This window comes from Arthrobacter sp. LjRoot78 (assembly GCF_964254335.1).
Lineage (GTDB): Bacteria > Actinomycetota > Actinomycetes > Actinomycetales > Micrococcaceae > Arthrobacter.
In genome coordinates, this window is the sequence record NZ_CAXUTG020000001.1 from 4,505,505 (window position 1) to 4,519,050 (window position 13,546).

Sequence of the window (13,546 nt, forward strand, 5' to 3'; positions counted from 1 at the left end):
GCGGCGTGCGGTTGCTCCCGCGCAGTGGAGGCGCAGTGGCATGTCACGCAAGGCGGTACACCCCGAGCACGCCCCCGCCGGCGGTCTGTTCGGCGTCGACGAACAGTTCCTCGCGGCCTATTACGAGCACGTAGCGCCGGAGGATCTCCAAGGTTACAGTTCCGAAAACCTGGAACAGCGGGCCCGGCGCCATGCGAAGCTGGCGGACATCCGTCCTGCAGGGACGGCGGCCGTCGACATCCTGAACGAAAGCGACGCGAGTGTCCTGCTCGTGGTTGCCGACGCAATACCCCACCTGCTCCATTCGCTCACCGCGGAGCTGACCCGCCAGGATGAATCCATCCGCTTGCTGGTGCACCCCAATTTCCTGGTGCGGCGGGATCCGCAAACGGCCCGGTTGGTCGAAGTACGTCACGGGCCGCCGGTGACCGGAGCGACGGGCAGTGTCGCCGGCGCCGCGTCCACCGGCACCGCGGCAGCGCACACCGCCTGGGACCGGCAGGGGTGGTCGGCCGAGACGTGGGTGGCGGCGGAGATAGGCCGCCTGGCGGGGCCGCGGGCAATCGCGGAGCTCATCGGCAACGTGCGGCGTGTTCTGGCTGACGTTCAATTGGTCGCCGATGACACGCCAGCGATCCACACCAGGCTGGCGCGGGCCGTCAGTTCCCTGGACCGATTGCCTGCCGGCATGGTGCCGACACCTGAGCAGCTCGGGGAACTCCTGACCTGGCTGGACCGTGGCAACTTCATGTTTTTGGGATACAGCGAGTATGAGTACCCGACGGCGGGCGGCCCGGATAGCGTCAGGCTGCGGCCCGGCACGGGGCTGGGCCTGCTCAGGGACGGGCGGCCGGAAGCCTTCCAGCCAGTCACCGGCCTCCCCCATTCGCAGGTTCTGACAATCGCCACCTCCGACCTGAGATCATCCGTCCCCCGCCCGGCCTACCTGGACGAAATCCTCCTTCGGACCTTCGATACTGCAGGGACGGCGACAGGCGAGGTGCGGTTTGTGGGCCTGTTCGCCCCGGGCGCCACGGGCCGCTCCGTGCGGCGCATCCCGATGATCCGGGACAAGGTCCTTGCTGTCCAGGAACGGTTCGGCTTCACCGAAGCTTCCCATCCGGGCAGGCAGCTGCTGGCGGTCCTTGAGTCGTTCCCGCTGGATGAGCTGTTCCACCTGGACGTGGACGAACTGGCCAGGCTCTCCCGCGAGATCCTGCTCCTGCAGGCGCATCACCAGACACGCGTGTTCCTGCGCCCCGACACCTACGGCCGCTTTGTGTCGGCCCTGGTGTTCCTCCCCCGGCACAGGTACAGCACCGCCGTCCGGCTCCGCATCGAACAGGAACTCAAGCACGCTTTCGGGTCCTCATCGCTCGAATTCGAAGTACGGTTGAGCGAATCCCCCATGGCGCGCGTTTTCTTCCGGATACTCCTGCCTGCCAGCGGCATGTCCGACGTAGATCCGGGCGTACTGGAGCGGAGCGTTGTCAACGCAACGCGGACCTGGGCCGAAGGCCTGGATGAAACGCTCCGTGACAGGTTGCCGTCCGCCGAGGCCAGCCGGCTGTCGGCGCTGTGGTCGGCCGCGTTCCCGGCCAGCTACCGGGCGGATTTCGAGGTCGAGGATGCCGTGGAGGACATCCGGCGGTTTGAGCAATTCGATCTCGACGGCGCCGGCGGACGGCCGCTGGACGACCCCCAGCTGGCCGTTTACGTCCGGACCGGCGCTTCCCCGACGCTGGCCGAAGACGCACGGATCCGGCTTTACCTGACCACTGCCCACAGCCTGACGCGCATCCTGCCGTTCTTCCACAACCTCGGTTTGGAGGTGCTGAACCAGCGGCCCTTCGACGTGATGCGCGGGAACAGCCGGCCGTTGTTCCTTTATGACCTTGGCGTCCGGTACCCCGCCGGCGTGGATCCGGCCGGGACCAGCGGGCTGCTGGCTGACGCTTTTGGGGCGGCGATGCGCGGGGATTCGGAATCGGACCGGTTTGACGGCCTCGTCCTCCGCGAAGGCATCGAATGGCGTCAGGCGGCCATCCTGCGCAGCTATGCCAAGTACCTCCAGCAATTGGGCACCACCAACTCATATGGCTTCATGGCCGATACCCTTCTGGCCAACGTCCGGGCAACCCACGGGCTGCTGGCTCTGTTCCAGGCAAAGTTCGATCCGGACCTGGACGTGCCTGGCCGGTTCCGTGATACCGACGCAGTCCGGAAGGACCTGCTGGCGGCGATTGAGGACATTCCCGTCCTGGACGCCGACCGGTTGCTGCGCACGTTCATGAACCTGGTGGAATCCACGGTGCGGACCAACTACTTCCAGGGGAAACCCCATCTGAGCTTCAAGCTGAACCCTGCCGCCATCGCGAACGCACCGTTTCCCCGCCCCAAGTACGAGATCTGGGTATATTCGCCCCGGGTGGAGGGCGTCCACCTGCGCTTCGGGCCACTGGCCCGCGGCGGCCTGCGGTGGTCGGACCGAAGCGAGGACTTCCGCACCGAGGTCCTGGGCCTGGTCAAGGCGCAGAACGTGAAGAACTCGGTGATCGTGCCCACCGGCGCCAAGGGCGGTTTCTACCCCAAGCAGCTGCCGGACCCGTCCGCGGACCGCGAAGCCTGGCTGACCGAGGGCCTGGAATGCTACCGGATCTTCGTCCGCGGGCTGCTGGATCTCACCGACAATCTGGTCGCGACGGCGCACGGCGAAACAGTGGTGCCGCCGGCGCGGGTGGTGCGTCACGATGTCGACGATTACTACCTTGTGGTGGCGGCTGACAAGGGAACAGCGTCATTTTCCGACGCTGCGAACGCAGTGGCCGGGGAATACGGTTTCTGGCTGGGCGATGCCTTCGCCTCCGGCGGGTCCGTGGGATACGACCACAAGCAGATGGGCATCACGGCCCGCGGGGCCTGGGAATCGGTGAAACACCACTTCCGCAGGCTGGGCGTGGACTGCCAGGAGGAGGACTTCACAGTCGTCGGCATCGGCGATATGAGCGGCGACGTCTTTGGCAACGGGATGCTCCTCTCCCGCCACATCCGCCTGGTGGCCGCCTTCGACCACCGGCACATCTTCCTCGACCCGGACCCCGATGCGGAGGCCTCGCTCGAGGAACGCCGGCGGCTCTTTGCCCTTCCACGTTCTTCCTGGGCGGACTACGATCCGGCGCTCATCAGCGAAGGCGGCGGGGTACATTCCCGCCGGGTCAAGGCCATCAGCATCACGGAACAGGTCCGGAGCTCACTCGGCCTGGCCCAGGGGACCCACTCGCTGCCACCCCATGCACTCCTGCAGGCCATCCTCCGGGCACCGGTGGACCTGCTCTACAACGGCGGCATCGGGACCTATGTCAAGGCCTCCTCCGAGGGCAACACGGAGGTGGGCGACAAGGCCAACGACCCCATCAGGATCAACGGCAATGAGGTGAGGGCGAAAGTCATCGCCGAGGGCGGGAACTTGGGAATCACGCAGCTCGGGCGGATTGAGGCCGCACTTTCCGGCGTCCTGCTGAACACCGACGCGATCGACAACTCGGCCGGAGTGGACTGCTCGGACCACGAAGTGAACATCAAGATCTTCGTGGACCGGATGATCGCCGCGGGAAAGATGGCAGTACCGGAACGCGCAGCCTTCCTGCATTCCCTCACCGACGAAGTGGCCCGCCTTGTGCTCGCCAACAACACCGACCAGAACGTCCTGCTCTTCAACGACAGGCACCTGGTGCGCGAGTGGAGCCCGGGCTTCGAACGGACAATGGACTGGCTCGAGAACGCCACGGACCTGGACCGCCGCCTGGAGGGCTTGCCAAGCAACGAGCAACTCGAGGAGCGGCTGCGGTCAGGAAAGACCCTGACCTCGCCGGAACTGGCGGTGCTGGCCGCCTACGCCAAGATCGAGCTGGCGGCGGAGCTCAATGCCAGCGACCTCGCCGAGGACCCGTGGTTCCGGCGCGTCCTGAGAAGCTATTTTCCGCGCCAGCTGTCCGAGCGGTTCGAGGCGGAGCTGGAAACGCACCCGCTGCACCGCCAGATCGTGTGCACCGTTGTGGCCAACGACATGGTCAACCTCGGCGGAATCACGTTCGCGTTCCGCGCCATCGAAGAAACCACAGCCCAGGCCGCAGCCGTGGCCAGGGCCTTCGTCGTGGCACGGGAGGCCTACGACCTGCCGTGGATCGTCAACCGGCTGGCCGCGCTCCCTGCCGGGTATCCCAGTGAACACGCCGCCGAAGCGACCCTGCACATGCGCAGGATCCTGGATCGTGCGACCCGGTGGTACGTCACGCACGACCACCGGGATCAGCCCGTTGCCGAAGCGCTGGGACGGATCCTGCCTACCCTGGAAGTGCTGCGCACCCGAACCGTGGACTACCTCCGCGGCTCCGATCTGGACAGGGTGCAGGAACGGCTCGCCCACTGGGACGCCGTGGGGATGCCCCGGGAGCTTGGCCTGCGCGCCTCGGACCTGCTGGAGAGCTTCGGGCTGCTGGACATTTCCCTGGTTTCCGAACAGGTGCACGAACCGATCGACACCATCGCCGACGTCTACTACGCGGTGTTCCAGCGGATCGGCGCCGCTAACCTGCTGCTCAGGATCACCGACCTGCCGCGGCAGAGCAAATGGGAGGCACTGGCGCGCGCAGCCCTGCGCGATGACGTGTATTCGGCCGTGGCGGACATGACTGTTTCGGTGATGGAGACAACGCAGGTTCCCGACGCCGGCGGTTCTGACGCCGTCGAGCGCATCGTGGCGTGGGAACGCGGGCACCAGGAGCAGCTGGGACGGATCAAGGACACATTCGCCGAGGTAACCAGGCCGGGCAACGTGGATATCGCTTCCATTTCCGTGGCGCTCAAGCTGCTGAGGACGCTGGTGCGCCGCTAGGTCCGGCAGCCGTCCGTGAATCCACAGTTCTCCGGACGCTTACCCGCAGGAAACACCGCGGAAACCGCCCCCTCTTAGGCTTATTTTGCATAACCCTTCGGCGAATCGAGGCAGCGATGCAGACCAACCCCCGTCTCAACATCCGGCAGGTCACTTGGGCCAACCCCGTGGGCGCCGACCTGCGTGCGGCACAGCAGGCAGAACTGGACGCCCGCTTCGGCACGAAGGACCACGAACCCGGCCCGCCGCCGTCGGAAGTGGACACCGCCGTATTCCTGGTGGCCTACGAAAAAAGCTCAGGGCAGCCGGTGGGCTGCGGCGGCCTGAGGATGCTGGACTCCACTACGGCGGAGATCAAACGGCTGTACGTCCTGCCCTACACGCGCGGTTCGGGTGTCGCGAGTTCCATCCTCGCCGCACTGGAAGCGCACGCCTACGGCATGGGCGTCACTTCGATCACCGCCGAGGCGGGCTCGGCCCAGCCGGACGGCAGGAACTTCTACCAGAGCTGCGGATTCGACGAAGTGCCCAACTTCGGGCCCTACATCGGGGTTGAGCACTCCTACTGCTACGCCAAGACGATCGATTCGCACAGCGCCGCCCACACTGCCATGGCCTGACGGCGGAAGGAGCCGGTTGCCATCGTCCCCTGGCGGACCGTCACACTGCGGCTGGCGGCCCGCCGTCGGCTAATCTCGCATTATGGAATCGGCAGACATTACTTTCCGTACGCGCAAATGGGTGCGTCCTGAAGACCTCAACGCCAACGGCACGCTGTTCGGCGGGAGCCTGCTGAAGTGGATCGATGAGGAAGCGGCCATCTACGCCATCCTGCAGCTCGGCAACGGCCGGGCCGTCACCAAATACATTTCTGAAATCAACTTCGTCAGCTCAGCGGTCCAGGGGGACCTCATTGAGATGGGGCTGACTGCCACCCGGTTCGGCCGGACGTCCCTGACCATGCGCGCCGAGGTGCGGAACATGATCACCCGGCAGAGCATCCTCACCATCGAGGAAATCGTGTTCGTAAACCTCAACCAGCAAGGCAAGCCTGAACCGCACGGCTATACCGAGATCACCTACGACCGCGACCGCATCCCCACGCACCACCTGACGGAGACCCTGGAGCAGGACTGACCCCGCCCCCATCCTGAGACGCCGGAAGTTCACCGCACGTTAAAGCCACGGGCGCACGCCGTTGGGGCGCTTGGACCAGACTCGAACGCCGGGGCCGGGTAGTTTATCGAATCGATAGCTATAAACGGCCTTAATCGGCATGAGCCGCTATAGGCTTGCCGGACAATGCTCCGGTTCCAGTTCAGAAATGGGTCTCAATCGTGCACAAACTTAAAACAATGGCTGCCGCCGCCGTCGCCGTCACCCTCCTGGCCGGCTGCGGTGCCGGCGCCGCAGCGCCCGAAGCAACGGGAAGTTCATCCGCCGCCGGGGCATCAGGCGAGACCCTGGTGGTGTACACCAACTCCAACGGAGAGGGCCGCGGAGACTGGCTGACAAAAAAGGCGGCGGACGCCGGCTTCAAGATTGAGATTGTGGGCGCCGGCGGCGCCGATGCCACCAATAAGTTGATCGCCGAGAAGAACAACCCCATTGCCGACGTGGCCTTCGGCCTCAACAACATGTATTTCGCCCAGGTGAAATCAGCCGGCGCCATCGAGGCCTATGAGCCTGCCTGGGCGGGCGAAGTCGAGGCCTCGCTCGCCGACAGCGACGACGACAAGGCCTACTGGCCGCTGGTGAAGCAGGCCATCCTGCTCGGTTACAACTCGGACAAGATCACCCCGGAGCAGGCACCGAAGGACTGGACTGACCTGTGGTCCAAGGACGAATTCAAGACTCGCTATGAGCGGGTCACGGGTCTGGGTACAGCCACGGCGCAACTGGTGTTCGCCGGCATTCTTTCGCGGTACAAGGACGATTCCGGCGATCTGGGCATCTCGGATGAGGGCTGGAAGCAGGTGGAGCAGTATTTCAAGAACGGCAGCCCCGCCGTCGCGAAAACCGACCTCTTCGCCCGCATCGCGTCAGGGGATGTGGACATGGGACAGATGCCGTCCTCGATCGTGGCGGAACGGGAGAAGTCCTTCAAAGTCAATGTCGAAACCGTGGTGCCGTCCGTCGGCGTCCCCCTCGCGGTGGAGCAGGTCGCCCTGGTGAAGGGCACTGACAAGAAGGAGCAGGCTCAGAAGTTCATCGACTGGTTCGGCAGCGCCGACGTCCAGGGTGAGTGGGCGCAGCAGTTCAATTCAATGCCGGTGAACAAGAGTGCCGCCGCCAAGGCCAAGCCGGAGGTGGTCGAGTTCTTCGACGGGCTGAAGCAGCAGGACATCGACTGGAACTTCGTCCAGGAAAACATGGGCGCCTGGGTGGAAAAGATTGAGCTCGAATACATGACGTAGCCCCTGCCCAGCCCCCGCTTCTGCAGTCCCACCAGACAGGTTCCCCATGATCCGCTTGGACAACATCGAAGTTTCCTTCGGCGATTTCATTGCCATCCCGCACCTGGACCTCCACGTCCGACCCGGTGAATTCTTCACGCTGTTGGGCCCGTCGGGCTGCGGCAAAACGACGGCGCTTCGGACGTTGGCCGGATTCATAGAACCCTCCTCGGGAACCGTCCACGTGGACGGGAAAAACGTCACGCGCCTCCCCAGCGACAAGCGCCAGGTGGGGATGGTGTTCCAGAACTACGCCTTGTTCCCCAGCATGAGCGTCCGGGACAACATCGCCTTCGGCCTGCGCGTCCGGAAAGAGAAGTCCGCCGAGAGCGACCGCCTGGTGCGCGATATTGCGCGCCGGGTGGAGCTCAGCGACGAACAGCTGGACAAGAACGTGGCAGAGCTTTCCGGCGGCCAGCAGCAGCGGGTGGCAGTTGCCCGAGCGCTGGTGCTGCGCCCCAAGATCCTGCTGCTCGACGAGCCGCTGTCCAATCTGGATGCCAAGCTCCGGCACCAGCTCCGGCAGCAGCTCAAGGACCTGCAGTCCGAGTTCGGAATCACCACTGTCTACGTTACCCACGACCAGGACGAGGCCCTGGCCATGAGCGACCGCGTCGCCGTCTTCAACAAGGGCGTCGTGGAGCAGGTGGGCACTCCCCAGGACATCTACGACAGGGCAGCCACGGAATTCGTGTGCAACTTCATTGGCGACAGTTCCCCCCTGACCGCGGAGTTCGTAGCTGAAATGAACCGGCTCGCGAGTGCAGGTCTCAGTGTGACAGCCAACTCCTACCTGCGGGTGGAAAAGGCGTCACTGACCCGCCCCGCAGACGGCGGCACAGGCGCCGGCAGCACAGGCGCCGGCGGCACAGCCGTGGGGCTCACCGGAACCGTGGTGTCCCGGACCTATCACGGCCTCCACAGCCGCTATGTCGTTCGGAGCCACGGCGCCGACATCCGGCTGCTGGTCAAGGAGGACGGCGGCGTGCATCCCGAGGCGGGTTCGGAGACGACCGTCTATGTCCAGCCGGGTCATGTGCTGCAGTACCATCCAGACACCGGTGCCGCACTGCAGGATGCCGCACCGGCCGGGCAGGATCAGTCCGGCCGGGATCAGGCGGCGGCCCTCCGATGAGCAGCACCCCCGCCAGGAGCATGCTCCGTTCACCGTTCATCATCATCGTGGGAACGGTCCTGACGTGGTTCATCGCAGCCTTCCTCGTCTGGCCCAACGCGAACGTGCTGATCGAAACCTTCTTCCCCGGCGGGACCTTTTCGGGCCGGGCGGCGGAGAAACTCCTATCGTCCCAGCGGGCCATGAAGTCCTTGGGCAACAGCTTCCTGCTGGCCGTGGCACTTTCCATTACCGTGAACGTTGTGGGCATCTTCATCGTCCTGGTGACCCACTACTTCAGGATCCGCGGTTCCCGCATCCTGTTCCTGGGCTACGCCACGACCTTCATCTATGGCGGCATCGTGTTGGCGGCGGGCTACAAGTTCATTTATGGCGACAAGGGAATCGCCACGGCCTTCCTGCTGAACATCTTTCCCGGCATGGAGCCCGACTGGTTTTCAGGATTCTTCGCAGTGCTGGCGGTCATGACCTTCGCCACCACCACCAACCACATGCTCTTCGTCGCGAACGCCCTCAAAGGCGTCGACTACCAGACCATCGAAGCGGCCAGGAACCTTGGCGCTTCCACCTGGACCATCCTTCGGCGCATTGTGCTGCCGATGCTGAAGCCCACGCTCTTCGCCGTCACCATCTTGTCTTTCCTCACCGGCCTGGGAGCACTCAGCGCGCCGCAGGTCCTCGGCGGACGCGACTTCCAGACGATCACGCCGATGATCCTCACCTTCACGAATAGCCCCACGTCACGGGATCTTGCGGCCCTGCTCGCAGTCATCCTGGGCGTAGCCACCATCCTGATGCTCGCTGTGATGTCCCGCTTGGAAAAGGGCGGGACCTACTTTTCGGTGTCCAAGGTTTCCTCCGCTCTGCAGAAACAGAAGATCACCAATCCTGCAGCCAACATTGCCGTGCACGCGGCCGCTTACCTGCTGTTCGCGGTCTACACCCTCCCGGTGGTACTGATTGTGCTGTTTTCCTTCGCGGACGGCGCCGCCATCCAAACCGGCCAGCTCTCGCCGGGCAGCCTCACGATCGACAACTACGTGCGTGTACTGACACAGCCTGCGGGCTTGCGGCCTTTCATTATCAGCGTTATCTACAGCGCCTTGGCGGCCGTCATCGCCGTAGGCGGCCTGCTCTTTGTGGCGCGGATCCTGCAGAAACACAAAAACTGGGTGACTGCCCTATTCGAGTACCTGCTGCACATCCCTTGGATCCTGCCGTCGGCTTTGCTGGCACTGGGACTGATCATCAGCTACGACCACCCGAACCCTCTGGTCGGCGGCGCCGTCCTCACCGGAACCACTGTCATCCTCCTGATCGCGTTTGTCACGGTCAAAATCCCCTTCACGCTCAGAATGCTCAAAGCCTCGTTTGCATCAATTAATTCTTCGCTCGAAGAGGCGGCAACGATCATGGGGGCCAAGACGATTTATGTGTTCCGAAGCATCCTGCTGCCTCTGGTCCTGCCAGCCGCGGCGGCCATCGCTGCCCTCAACTTCAACAGCATGCTGGACGACTACGACACCGCCATCTTCCTGGCCCACCCGCTGGTGCAGCCGCTGGGCCTCGTGATCAAAGCCAACACGGACGGTGCAGAAGGCGTCGACGGAGTTTCCAACACCTTTGTTTACACGGTGCTGCTGATGGTCATCACCGGGCTGACCATGTACCTCGTGTACGGGCGGTCCGGCGGCCGGCCTGGTGGACGCCGGGGCTCCAAGAGCGGCAAGCGCGGCGTACCGGACGCCGCAGCTGGCACGCCGGCGCCCGTCGGTTCACCGGCGGTGGAGCTAGCGGGCACCAAGGCATCCGCGGCGAGCGGCGGGGTTACCGGCTGAGCCGCCCGGCCACGCTGAGAATCCTGTCCCTGATCGGCTGGGCGGATTCCGTGAGCACGAGCCGGGTCATTGCAGACGACGCCACCCGCAACGCCTGGCTCCGCAGTACGCGCCGTTTGTTGTACTCCTTGAGCGCCTCCGGAAGCGGCCGCGAGTTGAGCAGCTCCGCAAGCGTGACGGAGTCAATCAGGGCTTCACAGGCACCACGCCCAAGATTGGGCGTCATGCCGTGGGCGGCATCTCCCACCAGCACGGAACCACCGCGCACGTAGCTGCGCAGGGCCGGCACGGTCCAGATCCGCTGCGCGAGGGTCCCCTCCGGTGTTGCCTCCGCCAGGACACGGACAATTCCGGCCGCTTTTCCGGAAAACCGACGCCGGGTGAGGTCCAGCGCCGCTTCGACGTCGATGCCGCCCGGTCCGAGGTCTGACCGGTAGGAGGCGTACCAGTAGGTCCGCTGCCGCGAGGCCGGCGCGATGCCGAACAATTCGCCGCGGCCCCAGTATTCGCCGCCACTGTCCGCAGGCACAGGTTCGTTGATGACTCCGCGCAGGGCGAGGTAGGGGCTGAGCCGCTCCCGGGACCGCGGAACCCAGCGTGCCCGGCGGACCACGCTATGCACACCGTCGGCCCCGACCAGCAGGTCGCCATCGGGAAGCGAGGTCACCGCCCCAAACACACGGGCCACCGACTCCGGCACGGCGGCGTCCAGATGCCGGAGCAGGTCCGCCCGTGAAATGCCGATGACGCCGGCAACCTCGGCGCGAAGCCACGCTGTCCCGGCAGCATCCCGCAGGGCCATGGCCTCGAAGGCGGAGCCTGCCGCCCGGATTTCCGGGAGGATCCCGACGGAGCCGAGGGCCTGCTGGGCCTCGGGCCACATAGCCAGGGACGTCTCCACTGCCGGCAAGGCGTTCCGCTGCTCGTGCACGGTTACGTGGAAACGATCCGGGTCAAGCGCCGCGGCCAGTGCCAGCCCGGCAATGCCCCCGCCGACGATCGTGATGGCGTACATTCACCGAGTCTACGGCGAACGTGTCAGGCGGACGGCCAGCCGGTGTATGCCTCCGCCAGGTACGCCCTGCCGTGGCGGGAGGACACCACCGAGTTGAGTTCGCCCAACTGGCGTGCCCGGGAAAAGTCGTCAGCATCCACGGGCGTGTGAAGCATGGAAGTCATCCAGTAGGAGAACTGCTGGGCCTTCCAGACGCGCTCCAGGGCGCGGTCGCTGTAGGCGTCCAGCAGTGCCGTGGAACCGCCCTTGTAATAGCTTTCCAGCCCTTCGAACAGGACCTTGACGTCGTGGATGGCAAGGTTCAGGCCCTTGGCGCCGGTGGGCGGCACGGTGTGGGCGGCGTCGCCGGCCAGGAACAGCTTGCCGTGGCGCATAGGGGCGTGGACGAAGCTGCGGAATTTCAGGACCATCTTGTCGATGACCGGTCCCTCCTTGAGCTCGAAGCCGTTGCCGTTGACCCGGCTGCGGAAGGCGTCCCAGATGCGGTCCTCACTCCAGTTGTTCACGTCTTCGTTGGGATCGCACTGGAAGTACATCCGCTGGACGGTCTCGGTCCGCTGGCTGATCAGGGCGAAACCATTGTCCGAGTTGGCGTAGATGAGCTCATCGGAGCTGCGGGGCGCCTCGGCCAGGATGCCGAACCAGGCGAAGGGGTATTCGTGGAAGTACCACTTGCGGTCCGCCTCGGGGATCTGGAAGCGGCAGTGGCTGCGGGAACCGTCCGCGCCGGTGATGAAGTCGGCCTGCAGCTCGTACTCCACGCCGTCAGCGTCCGTGAACCAGACCTTTGGTGATCCCTCGATGTCGTGAATGGTGGTGTCGGTGACGCTGTAGCGGACGTCCCCGCCGTCGGCCTCGCGCCGTGCGGCCAGGTCCATGAACACGTCGGTCTGCGGGTACAGCCACACCGACTCGCCCACCAGGTCCTTGAAGTCGATCCGGTGGCTTTCGCCGTTGAAGCGCAGCTCGATGCCGTCGTGCCGGTCGCCGTCCCGCAGCACCCGGTCCGACACGCCGCTGTCCACCAGCATGTTCACGGTGCCGTGCTCCAGGATGCCGGCGCGGACCGTCTCCTGGATCTCCTGCCGGCTGCGGATCTCGATGACGGTGGATTCGATGCCGGACTTGGCGAGCAGATGGGAGAGCATCAGTCCTGCCGGGCCCGCGCCCAGGATGGCCACTTGGGTGGTGATGATTTTTCGGGCTGCCATGGTGTTTCCTCGCTTCGTTGCGGGGCCCGGCGGGAGTGTCCGGGGCCTGTTGGATCGTCTGGCTAAAGTGTGCTCCCGGACGAGTGATCCGCGTTACAAGGATTCCGTTGAATGGAATTTGCTCGGCCTCTTTCGTTCCGCCCTCTAGTCCCGCCCCCTAGTCCCGCCCCTCCGGAGGGCTTTGCGATTCAGCGAGGCGCCGCCCTATTCCCCGGGCGGCTGTCTGCAGCGCCGGCACCAGCGCCTGCAGGCGCACCTCGCGCAGCGGAACCACGACGCCGATCGCGGCCACCGTCCGCTTCTTGCGGTTCATGACGGGGACCGCAATGCCCCAGGTGTCCGGATCCACCACGCCGGCCAGCTGGGCGTAGCCCTGGTGTGCCGCCTCCCCCAGCTGGATGCGGAGCTCTTCCACCGTCAGCCTGCCGGCAGGATCCGCGAAGCCCGCCAGGTATTCCGCCTGGACCGCGTGGGGCTGGTTGGCCATCAGGACCAGCCCGGCGGAGGAAACATGCACCGGCATCCGGCCGGCCACCTGCGCCCGGTTGGCCACCGAGCCGCGCCGGGACAAACGCTCGACAAAGAGGGCCTCCCAGCCGTCCAGCACGGCGAGGTTCACGTTCTGGTTGAGTACCTGCTGGATGTCCTCCATAAACGGCATGGCAGCCCTGCGCAGTTCCAGGGTGGGCGAATTGCGGTTCACCAGCTCCCACAGCCGCAGCCCGAGCTGCACCGAGCCGCCGGACCCGACGTCCAAAAGCCCGTGGCCCGCCAGCTGCCGGACCAGCCGGTGGGCCGTGGTGAGCGGCAGACCGGCCCGAACCGCGAGTTCGGAAAGCGGCAGGACGTTGACGCCTTCCGGAAAGGCGGCGATGACGCGGACCACGCGGTCCACCACTGAGTCCCCGGAGCCCGAGTTGGCCACATTTTCCCTTCCATTGAATGGTTTGAAGTGTCCCACACAACAGGGGCCAGTGGTACAAATCTCAAGAGAGGG

At 65.2% G+C, this 13,546-nt stretch carries 9 protein-coding genes; 6 read left to right on the forward strand and 3 right to left on the reverse strand.

Annotation, left to right across the window (positions count from 1 at the left end):
• Positions 1-40 precede the first annotated feature (40 nt).
• From ACSQ1X_RS20920 to ACSQ1X_RS20945, 6 genes are all read left to right on the forward strand, one after another.
• Positions 41-4,894, forward strand: a complete 4,854-nt coding sequence (locus ACSQ1X_RS20920) for an NAD-glutamate dehydrogenase (RefSeq protein WP_436059139.1) — start codon at positions 41-43, stop codon at positions 4,892-4,894.
• A gap of 116 nt (positions 4,895-5,010) precedes the next feature.
• On the forward strand, positions 5,011-5,514 hold the full coding sequence (locus ACSQ1X_RS20925) for a GNAT family N-acetyltransferase (RefSeq protein ID WP_055799926.1): 504 nt from the start codon (positions 5,011-5,013) through the stop codon (positions 5,512-5,514).
• Positions 5,515-5,596: 82 nt separating this feature from the next.
• On the forward strand, positions 5,597-6,031 hold the full coding sequence (locus tag ACSQ1X_RS20930; RefSeq protein WP_082506761.1) for an acyl-CoA thioesterase: 435 nt from the start codon (positions 5,597-5,599) through the stop codon (positions 6,029-6,031).
• A 218-nt stretch (positions 6,032-6,249) separates the two neighbouring features.
• On the forward strand, positions 6,250-7,311 hold the full coding sequence (locus ACSQ1X_RS20935; RefSeq protein ID WP_436059140.1) for an extracellular solute-binding protein: 1,062 nt from the start codon (positions 6,250-6,252) through the stop codon (positions 7,309-7,311).
• 46 nt (positions 7,312-7,357) lie between these two features.
• Entirely contained in the window at positions 7,358-8,485 is a 1,128-nt protein-coding gene (locus tag ACSQ1X_RS20940) for an ABC transporter ATP-binding protein (RefSeq protein ID WP_436059141.1), read from the forward strand.
• Complete coding sequence (locus ACSQ1X_RS20945) at positions 8,482-10,323, forward strand: ABC transporter permease (RefSeq protein WP_436059142.1); 1,842 nt, start codon at positions 8,482-8,484, stop codon at positions 10,321-10,323. Before ACSQ1X_RS20940 ends, ACSQ1X_RS20945 begins: the two co-directional genes overlap by 4 nt.
• Here the strand turns inward: ACSQ1X_RS20945 and ACSQ1X_RS20950 are convergent.
• The 3 genes from ACSQ1X_RS20950 to ACSQ1X_RS20960 all read right to left on the reverse strand — a co-directional run bounded on the left by ACSQ1X_RS20950 (position 10,313) and on the right by ACSQ1X_RS20960 (position 13,474).
• Positions 10,313-11,338, reverse strand: a complete 1,026-nt coding sequence (locus ACSQ1X_RS20950; protein WP_436059143.1) for an FAD-dependent monooxygenase — start codon at positions 11,336-11,338, stop codon at positions 10,313-10,315. The two genes, ACSQ1X_RS20945 and ACSQ1X_RS20950, sit on opposite strands and share 11 nt — an antisense overlap.
• A gap of 23 nt (positions 11,339-11,361) precedes the next feature.
• A complete protein-coding gene (locus ACSQ1X_RS20955) occupies positions 11,362-12,549 on the reverse strand; it encodes a 4-hydroxybenzoate 3-monooxygenase (protein ID WP_436059144.1) in 1,188 nt (395 codons plus the stop codon).
• Between the two features lie 157 nt (positions 12,550-12,706).
• Positions 12,707-13,474, reverse strand: a complete 768-nt coding sequence (locus ACSQ1X_RS20960; RefSeq protein ID WP_436059145.1) for an IclR family transcriptional regulator — start codon at positions 13,472-13,474, stop codon at positions 12,707-12,709.
• Positions 13,475-13,546: the final 72 nt, after the last annotated feature.

Bases quoted from the DNA above. Each gene is read 5' to 3' on its own strand.
- ACSQ1X_RS20925 (WP_055799926.1), top strand. From the start codon at position 5,011: ATGCAGACCAACCCCCGTCTCAACATCCGGCAGGTCACTTGGGCCAAC.
- ACSQ1X_RS20935 (WP_436059140.1), top strand. From the start codon at position 6,250: ATGGCTGCCGCCGCCGTCGCCGTCACCCTCCTGGCCGGCTGCGGTGCC.
- ACSQ1X_RS20920 (WP_436059139.1), top strand. From the start codon at position 41: ATGTCACGCAAGGCGGTACACCCCGAGCACGCCCCCGCCGGCGGTCTG.
- ACSQ1X_RS20940 (WP_436059141.1), top strand. From the start codon at position 7,358: ATGATCCGCTTGGACAACATCGAAGTTTCCTTCGGCGATTTCATTGCC.
- ACSQ1X_RS20950 (WP_436059143.1), bottom strand. From the start codon at position 11,338: ATGTACGCCATCACGATCGTCGGCGGGGGCATTGCCGGGCTGGCACTG.
- ACSQ1X_RS20955 (WP_436059144.1), bottom strand. From the start codon at position 12,549: ATGGCAGCCCGAAAAATCATCACCACCCAAGTGGCCATCCTGGGCGCG.
- ACSQ1X_RS20945 (WP_436059142.1), top strand. From the start codon at position 8,482: ATGAGCAGCACCCCCGCCAGGAGCATGCTCCGTTCACCGTTCATCATC.
- ACSQ1X_RS20930 (WP_082506761.1), top strand. From the start codon at position 5,597: ATGGAATCGGCAGACATTACTTTCCGTACGCGCAAATGGGTGCGTCCT.